The 7,974-nt window shown below is 60.4% G+C and carries 5 protein-coding genes and 1 pseudogene; 2 read left to right on the forward strand and 4 right to left on the reverse strand.

Features of this window, described 5'->3' with window-relative positions; translation table 11 throughout:
- The first annotated feature begins 10 nt into the window (after window positions 1–10).
- Together ACX80L_RS16215 and ACX80L_RS16220 are read left to right on the forward strand one after the other, a co-directional pair.
- The gene (locus tag ACX80L_RS16215; RefSeq protein ID WP_459291001.1) at window positions 11–1,030 is read left to right on the forward strand and encodes a Gfo/Idh/MocA family protein; all 1,020 of its coding nucleotides are present in this window, start codon (window positions 11–13) and stop codon (window positions 1,028–1,030) included.
- A 305-nt stretch (window positions 1,031–1,335) separates the two neighbouring features.
- Window positions 1,336–2,096 (forward strand): annotated as a pseudogene (locus ACX80L_RS16220) (IS3 family transposase); the annotation flags it as partial.
- A gap of 29 nt (window positions 2,097–2,125) precedes the next feature.
- Here the strand turns inward: ACX80L_RS16220 and ACX80L_RS16225 are convergent.
- The 4 genes from ACX80L_RS16225 to ACX80L_RS16240 all read right to left on the reverse strand — a co-directional run bounded on the left by ACX80L_RS16225 (window position 2,126) and on the right by ACX80L_RS16240 (window position 7,871).
- The gene (locus tag ACX80L_RS16225; protein ID WP_459291003.1) at window positions 2,126–3,598 is read right to left on the reverse strand and encodes an MFS transporter; all 1,473 of its coding nucleotides are present in this window, start codon (window positions 3,596–3,598) and stop codon (window positions 2,126–2,128) included.
- A 678-nt stretch (window positions 3,599–4,276) separates the two neighbouring features.
- The gene (locus tag ACX80L_RS16230) at window positions 4,277–5,119 is read right to left on the reverse strand and encodes an ATP-binding cassette domain-containing protein (RefSeq protein ID WP_459291005.1); all 843 of its coding nucleotides are present in this window, start codon (window positions 5,117–5,119) and stop codon (window positions 4,277–4,279) included.
- On the reverse strand, window positions 5,119–6,933 hold the full coding sequence (locus tag ACX80L_RS16235) for a dipeptide/oligopeptide/nickel ABC transporter permease/ATP-binding protein (RefSeq protein WP_459291007.1): 1,815 nt from the start codon (window positions 6,931–6,933) through the stop codon (window positions 5,119–5,121). The genes ACX80L_RS16230 and ACX80L_RS16235 overlap by 1 nt, the downstream gene beginning before the upstream one ends.
- A complete protein-coding gene (locus ACX80L_RS16240; RefSeq protein ID WP_459291009.1) occupies window positions 6,930–7,871 on the reverse strand; it encodes an ABC transporter permease in 942 nt (313 codons plus the stop codon). Before ACX80L_RS16240 ends, ACX80L_RS16235 begins: the two co-directional genes overlap by 4 nt.
- Window positions 7,872–7,974 lie beyond the last annotated feature (103 nt).

The raw sequence follows: 7,974 nt of genomic DNA on the forward strand, positions 1-7,974 counted from the left end.
TAATATGCGGATGTCACAGTCGGGCCCCGTTGAACGCTCACCCAGTGCCAAGCCGGTCGGATGGGGAGTCATCGGAACAGGTGATGTGAGCCGCACGATTGCTCCTGACTTCACCCTTGCGACGGGATCGCGACGAGCGGCGGTGGCATCTCGGGACGCCGACCGAGCCGCCCAGTTCGCACACGACTTTGCCTTTGAGCGCTCTCACGGCAACATCGAGGACTTACTCGAGGATCCAGGCATAGACGCTGTATACATCGCGACACCGCACGGAACCCATCGCGAGATAGCACTCCGCGCGCTGCTAGCAGGCAAGCACGTCCTTGTGGAGAAGCCGATAGCGCTGAATGCTGAGGAAGCTCGCGAGATCTTCCAAACAGCTTCTGAACTCGGGCTGTTTGCTATGGAAGCGATGTGGATGAAGTTTGGGAACTGTTTCCGCCGCATGATGAAGGACCTCGACGCGGGCGTGGTTGGCGAGGTTCGCAGCGTGCGAGCCTCCTTCGGCATCCCCTTCCCAACTGACCGCGGCAGCCGTTGGTCGGCTGAACTGGGCGGTAGCACTCTTCTTGACCAAGGTATTTACTCAGTAACTCTCGCGCTCATGCTCCTCGGGACGCCGCGGGAAATCATCGTTCGAGGTAGCATGCGGGATGACGGCGTGGACCTCGCGGAACACGTAACACTGGAGTTTGACGACGGGAAGTATGCCCAAATTGCTGCGTCGATGGTTGACTTCGTCGACCCCAGTGCTTCAATCAATGGCACGACAGGCTGGATTTCGGTTCCCTGGCCGTTTTGGGCAAGCCCAAACTACGCAGTACACTCCGGAGCTTCTGGATCGCTGCACAATCCCGACATCGTGCACCTTCCGCCCGAGGGGAACGGGTTTAGACCGATGATTCACACGGTTAATGAAGTTATCGCAAAGGGCGCCATAAAGTGCGACCTCCACCTCCCGCAACAAACCATCGTCGCTTTCGAAATCATGGATGAAATTAGGCGGCAACTCCGGCAGAGCCAAATTTAGCCACGAAAGGGCTGGCGCCCCTCTGAATGTCTTCTCCGCCACAAGCCCTAGTATTAGAACCCCTGCACATGAGTCGTAGCCGGTATTCTGCAAAGCCGGTTCGGGACCCCGAAAAAGTGGCAGTTGTTCTCTGGTTAGTCCTCCGGTCACAACGGGACTTCGACCCTCCCTGCAGGGGTGACTTGGTGAGCGTAGACGGCGACATCTAAGTGGAACTTGGGTGCGGCGATAAAAGCTTCGCGGTCCCCTGTAATGAGGCAGACACGTCCACCCCCGCTGCCGCAGGCGGCTCCAGCACGTACTAAGCGAAGAACCGCACCTCGGGTGCTCGTGCCGTCAGCGATGCGAACCTCACCCCAAAACTGATCCGGTTCTGGAAAGACAACTACTGCGTTTACGGTGGCCGTAAACTCTGGAAAGCCGCCCGTCGTACCGAGATCGATCCCGGACGGAGCCAAACGGGCAGCCTGATGGGAGCCGCCGGCCTCGAGGGCGCGACGCGAAGTAATCGCGTCAGAACCACCGGCCCCGATGCCGCTGCAGTCCGACACCTGAAGCTAGTGGACCGGAAGTTCATTGCGATGGCCCGAACCGGTCGTGGGTAACTGGCCTGACGTCAGTCCCGATGTGAACTGGTGTCGCGTATGCCTGCTTCATCATCGATAGGTACTCTCGTATGACAGTCGGCTTGGCTGTGCATGACCTATGCGTACCGAGATGGTCCTCGACGCGGTCGAGATGGCGAAGCGGAGCCGCGGTACACACCATGATGATTTGCGCTGCCATAGCGATGCGGCAATCAGTCCAGGTCGATTCGTGACGGCAGACCCCTCGCGGAGACTGGCACTACGCCTTCGATCAGAACTGTTGGCGATTCATATGACAATGCCCCGACCGGAACGGTGAATAGTGACTACGAGACCGAAGTCGCTCGAGGTCCAGCTCTCCCTGGTCCATGAAAGACGGTCGACGACCTTAAGCTAGCGACTGTCGGATGGTTCGATGGCACAACACCAAACGCCTCCATAGCTACCTGGGCGGTGCCCCGCCCGCGGAATCCGAGTAGGCAATTCATGCTGGCGCAATCAACCACGATCATTTGGTAGGAATCGGCGAGCCTCCATCAAACCCAGGGCGGGTCACCTCTCCTTGCTTCGATTTGGGTGTTGGTATGAGGGCTGCGAGAACCGCGCATAGGGCCGCTGTGGTCAGTCCAAGGATCAGTGCAAGACTAAATCCTGCTTCAGTAGGAATGGCCGCTCCTGCTGTGTTCTGCGCCGAATTCGCGAGGACAGCGGCGATGACCGCTGCAGCGACGCTGGTACCGAGAGCACGCATGAGCGTGTTCAGACCATTCGCAGCGCCCGTTTCATTCACAGGGACAGCCCGCATGATGAGGGTCGGCATCGCCGCGTAGCCCAAACCAATTCCAACACCTATGACCGTGTTGATGCCCAGCACCCACCACAAAGTGAGGTCAACCAGAACGGCTGCCAGGTAGGCGCTGGCGATGATGATTGCGCCAGCGACCAAAAGTGGTTTCGGTCCGACCCGTCGCTCAGCCCGTCCGGCGATGGGAGATATCGCCAGCATCGCAAGGCCGGAGGGCATCAAGACAAAACTTGCGCTGATGAGGGTAAGTCCGAGTCCGCCGGTCGCTTCGGGTAGTTCGAGAAGTTGAGGAAAGACGATGCTCGAAGAGAACAAGGCGAAGCCCATCGCGATCGAGGCAAGATTAGTCATCAGGACAGGGCCGCGGGCGCTCACGCGCAAATCGACCAGCGGATTGCTCTGTCGTAGCTCATACCAGCCCCACACGAGCAGTGCGACGACTCCGGTCGCCAAAGACAGTAGCGTCGGAGGACTACTCCATCCCCATCCATTACCGCGAGAGACAGCAAGCAAGAGACCGGTCAGGCCGAGGGCAAGGCCGAAAGCGCCTCCGAAATCGAACCGACCGAGCGGTTGACCGGCGGTAGAAGGAACGAGCAGGGCAAAAAGAATCAGTGCAATCGTTCCGATGCTGGCCGCTACCCAGAACAGAGCATGCCAGTCGTAATTCTCGGTAACGAGTGCGCTGATAGGTAGGCCGAGGGCTCCGCCAACACCAAGAGTTGCGCTCACCAATGCGATAGCAGAGCCGAGTCTTTCTTTGGGCAGTATGTCGCGAAGTATGGAGATACCGAGAGGGATGACGCCCATACCAGTTCCCTGCAGTCCGCGTCCGATGATGAGCGGAACGACAGTGGGTGACAGCGCGCTTATGACCGATCCGACGATGAGAAGCGACAGCAACACGACGGCTACGCGACGCTTTCCATACATATCGCCGAGCTTGCCTGAGATAGGTGTGCAGATAGCTGATACGAGGAGGGTCACCGTAATCACCCAAGCTGTGTCCTCTCGGGTGGCATCCAGTAGTTCCGGCAGCTTCGCCTGAATCGGGATGAGGATGGTCTGCATGAACGAAGCTCCCATCCCAGCAAACGCGAGAATAGCAATTACCAAATTTGGATGCGCCGCTTCCCTCGCCGGGCTAGTTGTCGACGTGGTGATGTCCGTACTCATTTCTCTCCAAAATTCGCCGATCAGAAGTGATGCTGCAGGAGTGTTCCTGACGCTGTTACGCGTAGCCACGAACTGTGACACGGGCGCGTGCAACGTTTTGTAGCCGCGCGAAAGGGGATCTCTGTGCTGGGTCCTGCCTGGCTGTCACGCGCACGGCGACGAAGTGTTCGCCTGGCTCAGTGAAGACCGCCGAGCGGCGGCTCGTGGCATGGTCGGCGGGAACCATTGTTACGTCATCGGGTTCGTACCGGCCGCGTCCAGTGAGGTCCCACTCGAAGGCCGTGATGCGTGCTGTCCCCGGTGTGGCGGCGTCCGCTAGGAAGCTGACGCGCTCACCCGGTGCCACGACGATGTGGGTCGTCCCGTCAGCGTGCAGTGTGAGCACTGGTTGTACCCCGCCTCGCTCCGTGGCATTTGCCAGGAGGTTGACAGCGAATTATCGACGAGGTCATCCTCGGTGCGACGGAACAGGAAAGCCTGGCCACATCCACTCAATGCGGCCAGGCTTTCCCCGAAGCCCGGCCACATCCACTCAATGCGGCCGAGCTTCGTATAGGACCCTGCTTCATCCGTCCCCGGACAGGGTCCCAGTGCCGGTGCGGATCAATGTTCGCGTCATCGAACCACACCGAGTGTGAGGGGCGTTGGTGCTTCTAGTGCCCTACGCGGTCAGAGGTGTCAGGCGGTAGCGGCACGCAGCCTGTTGCGTGCCTCACGTCGTTCTCTCTGACGGTCGGGGTCGGCTATCGGCGCGGCGAGGAGCAGGTTCTTCGTGTAACTGTTGCTCGGGTTCGTCGTGACTGCAGCGGCGGGCCCCGTCTCGACTAGCTCACCCTTGTACATCACCGCGACGCGGTGACTGATATGGCGGACGACGGCCAGGTCGTGGGTGATGAAGAGATACGCCACACCTGTCTCTCGCTGCAGCTCGATGAAGAGATCAAGGACGCGAGCCTGCGTGGTCAAATCCAGCGCCGAGACCGGTTCGTCGCAGACGATCAGCTTCGGCTTCAGCGCCAGGGCCCGTGCGATCGCGACTCGTTGGCGCTGCCCTCCACTGAATTCCCGAGGATATCGCTCAGCCGCGTTAGCAGGCATGCCGACTTTGTCGAGGAGCTCCAGGACCGCCCGTCGTGCCTGGCCGGCCTCCGTGCCCTGCGCAATGAGTGGTTCGGAAAGGATGTCCGCGATCTGCAGGGTTGGGTTCAGTGATGTGTAGGGGTCCTGAAAAACGACCTGAATGTCGCGCGCGAGGGGTCGGCGCTGGTGTTGATTCAGGTGTGTGATGTCCCGGCCCGCGAACTTGATCGTGCCGCCGGTAGGTTTCGCCAGTCCCAGTACCGCTCGTCCCAGGGTTGTCTTGCCGGATCCTGATTCACCGACGAGCCCGAGAGTTTCCCCAGGCGCAATGGTCAGGGACACACCTTTGAGTACGTCAGGGGATCGTGAGCGCAGCCCACGTCCAGGGTAGGCCAGCCTGAGGTCCGAAACCGTCAGCAAGTTCTGCGTCGGTGCCTCCATCACTTGTGCTCCATCCTGATTGCTGTCGCAACGTTTGTCCGTACCGGATCTGATCGCACGGTTCCCTCGTCGAGGATTGAACCGATGAGTTCCTGCGTGTAGGTATGGGCGGGGTGGTGGAAGATTTGGCGCACTTCTCCTTCTTCGACCAGTTCGCCGTCTCGCATGACTAGGACGCGGTCGCATAGGTCGGCGACGACGCCAAAGTTGTGGGTCACGAGCAGGACTGCCATGCCGTATTCGGCCTGGAGGTCCCGCAGCAGGTCCAGGATCTCCGCTTGGATGGTGACGTCCAGTGCGGTGGTGGGTTCATCGGCAATCAAGAGCTTTGGACGACTCGCGACCGCTCCGGCGATCAGGACGCGCTGGGCCATGCCTCCTGAAATTTGGTAGGGGTAGGACTTGTAGGTTCGGGTCGGGTCGCTGATTCCTACTCGCTCGAGCAGGGCAAGGACTGTTTGCTTCGCCTCGGCCCGGGACATCCGGTTCAACAGGGGTTCGACGAGTTGACTGCCGATGGTGAACGACGGATCGAGGTTCGCCATCGGTTCCTGGGGAATATAGGACACCACTCCGGTGCGAATCCTGCGGATGCTCCGGATGTCCGGACCCAGAAGGGATTCGCCGGCCAGCTGCATGATGTCGGCGCTGACCTGCGCGTCCTTAGGTAGCAGACCGAGGATGGAGAACGCCGTCTGGGTTTTCCCCGAACCTGATTCACCCACGAGACCGACGACTTCACCAGGGGCGATGTCGAGCTCCATGCCTGTTACCACGGCCTTGACGCTGCCATCCGGCTGGGGATACCTGACCCACAGATTCTGGATGGACAGGAGGTTGTTGGTGGCCTTTGTCGTTGTCCGAACTGCGCCTTGACTGGTGATGGCAGGCTCACCCAGAGCAGCCTTGGCTCGTGCCTTCTTGTTGGCGACGGCAGATGGTGCCGCGAGTACGTCCCGGTATGCGTTACCGAGGAGTACCAGTCCGCCGCTGAGCAGGGCTAGGAACAGTGCTGGCCACACGATCTGCAGTGGTTTGCTGTAGATGTTTGTGAACGCGTCTCCCGTCATCGAGCCGAAGCTCGGCATCGTGGAGGATCCAAAGCCTAGGAATGCAAGACCGGCCTGCACGCCGATGGCTGCGCTGGCCATGAATGCCGCGGAGATGACGATGGGTCCCCTCACGACATAGAAGACGTGTCGCGACAGGATGCGCCGGTTCGACAGGCCGGACACCTTGGCGGCATCGACGTAAAGCTCATTGCGAACCGATACGACGAGGTTGCGGACAAGCCGGTAAATGCTCGGTGCCAGGAAGAACCCGAAGATCACCATCATGCCCTGATATGAGGAGCCCATGACCGGGTAGAGGACCATGACGAGGATCAGGACTGGGAAGGTCATCATCAGGTTGAACACCCAGGACGTGATTGCATCGGTTTTGTTGCCGATGTATCCGGCGATTAGGCCGAAGACGGATCCGATGACGATTGCCATGCTGGCGCCGATCAGCGCTGAGATGAGAGAGACCTGAATCGAGGTCAGGACCCTTGCCCAGATATCCCGGCCGTACTGGTCCGCGCCGAGAGGCCATCCCGGGGTCCCAGGAGGTGCGTTGACGTGCTCAAGCGAGCTGAACGAAGGGTCGTTGGTACTCAATAGGGGCTCGAGCAGGCCCAAAATCACCAGAACCACGAGGACCGCGAGGGAAGCCACGCCCAGAGGTTTGGTCAGCAGACGCCGGAAGGCGCCGGCGCGACGCTTGCCGGTGGCTGAGCCGACGGGAACGATGGTTTCAGGCTCCGGGACTGTCATGACACCCTCGCTTTCGGGTTGAGCCAACCATTGATTACGTCGACGACAAGGTTCACCACGACGACGAGTCCTACGCCGAAGAGGGTGACGCCAAGCATCGCGGGTAGGTCACCCTGAATCGTCGCTGTAAAGCCGTAGGTTCCATATCCGGGAAGGGCGAAGATCTTCTCGATGAACAAGGAGGCGCCGAAGAGGGTGATGAACTGCAAAGAGAATGTCGTGAGGGCAGGGCTGGCTGCATTTCGCATAGCGTGCTTGAAGAAAATGGACCGTTCAGAGACGCCTCTGCTGCGCAGTGTTCGCACGTACTCGCGGTTCAGCTCATCGATGAGTGACCCGCGTATTTGGGCGGCGAGGGCTGCGATACCGCCGATGGCGAGGACGATTGCAGGCAAGATGACCGATGCAAACCATGCACCGGGTGAATCGGAGAACGACGTGAACCCCACTGCTGGCACCCATTTGAGGGTGATCGCGAAGAGGTACACCATGCCGATGCCCAGGATGATCGCCGGGAAGACGAAGGAAAGGGTTGCGATGCCCTGCAGGAGCGAGTCGATCCAGCCGCCGCGGGCAGCGGAGGCAACACCCAGCAGGACACTGGCGACGATGGTCACGACGCAGGATAGTAGAACGACGGATAGTGTTACGGGCAGCCGACTGGCCAGCGCGGTCGCGACCGGTTCGCTCGTGAAATAGGAGCGTCCAAGGTCGCCTTGGAAGGCATTGGTAACCCAGTTGAAGTACTGCTCAACGAGGGGCCGGTCGATGCCGAGCTGCCCCTCGAGGGTGGTGATCTGTTCGGGTGCGGCGTTCGGGCCGAGGATGTTCAGCGCCACGGGGATGTCAGCGCCGAACGTTAGGAAGAAGGTGATGGCCGTGACGATGAAGATCAGAAGGATCCCCTCGCCGATGCGTCGAAGGAGGAAGGTGAGCATAAGGTCTCCAAGGTGTGGCGCGGGGGGGGGGGGGGGGGGGGGGGGGGGGGGGGGGGGGGGGGGGGGGGGGGGGGGGGGGGGGGGGGGGAAGGGGGGAGGAGGA

Source organism: Arthrobacter sp. MDT1-48-3 (genome assembly GCF_054511015.1).

Bases quoted from the DNA above. Each gene is read 5' to 3' on its own strand.
- ACX80L_RS16215 (WP_459291001.1), top strand. From the start codon at position 11: ATGTCACAGTCGGGCCCCGTTGAACGCTCACCCAGTGCCAAGCCGGTC.
- ACX80L_RS16225 (WP_459291003.1), bottom strand. From the start codon at position 3,598: ATGAGTACGGACATCACCACGTCGACAACTAGCCCGGCGAGGGAAGCG.
- ACX80L_RS16230 (WP_459291005.1), bottom strand. From the start codon at position 5,119: ATGGAGGCACCGACGCAGAACTTGCTGACGGTTTCGGACCTCAGGCTG.
- ACX80L_RS16235 (WP_459291007.1), bottom strand. From the start codon at position 6,933: ATGACAGTCCCGGAGCCTGAAACCATCGTTCCCGTCGGCTCAGCCACC.
- ACX80L_RS16240 (WP_459291009.1), bottom strand. From the start codon at position 7,871: ATGCTCACCTTCCTCCTTCGACGCATCGGCGAGGGGATCCTTCTGATC.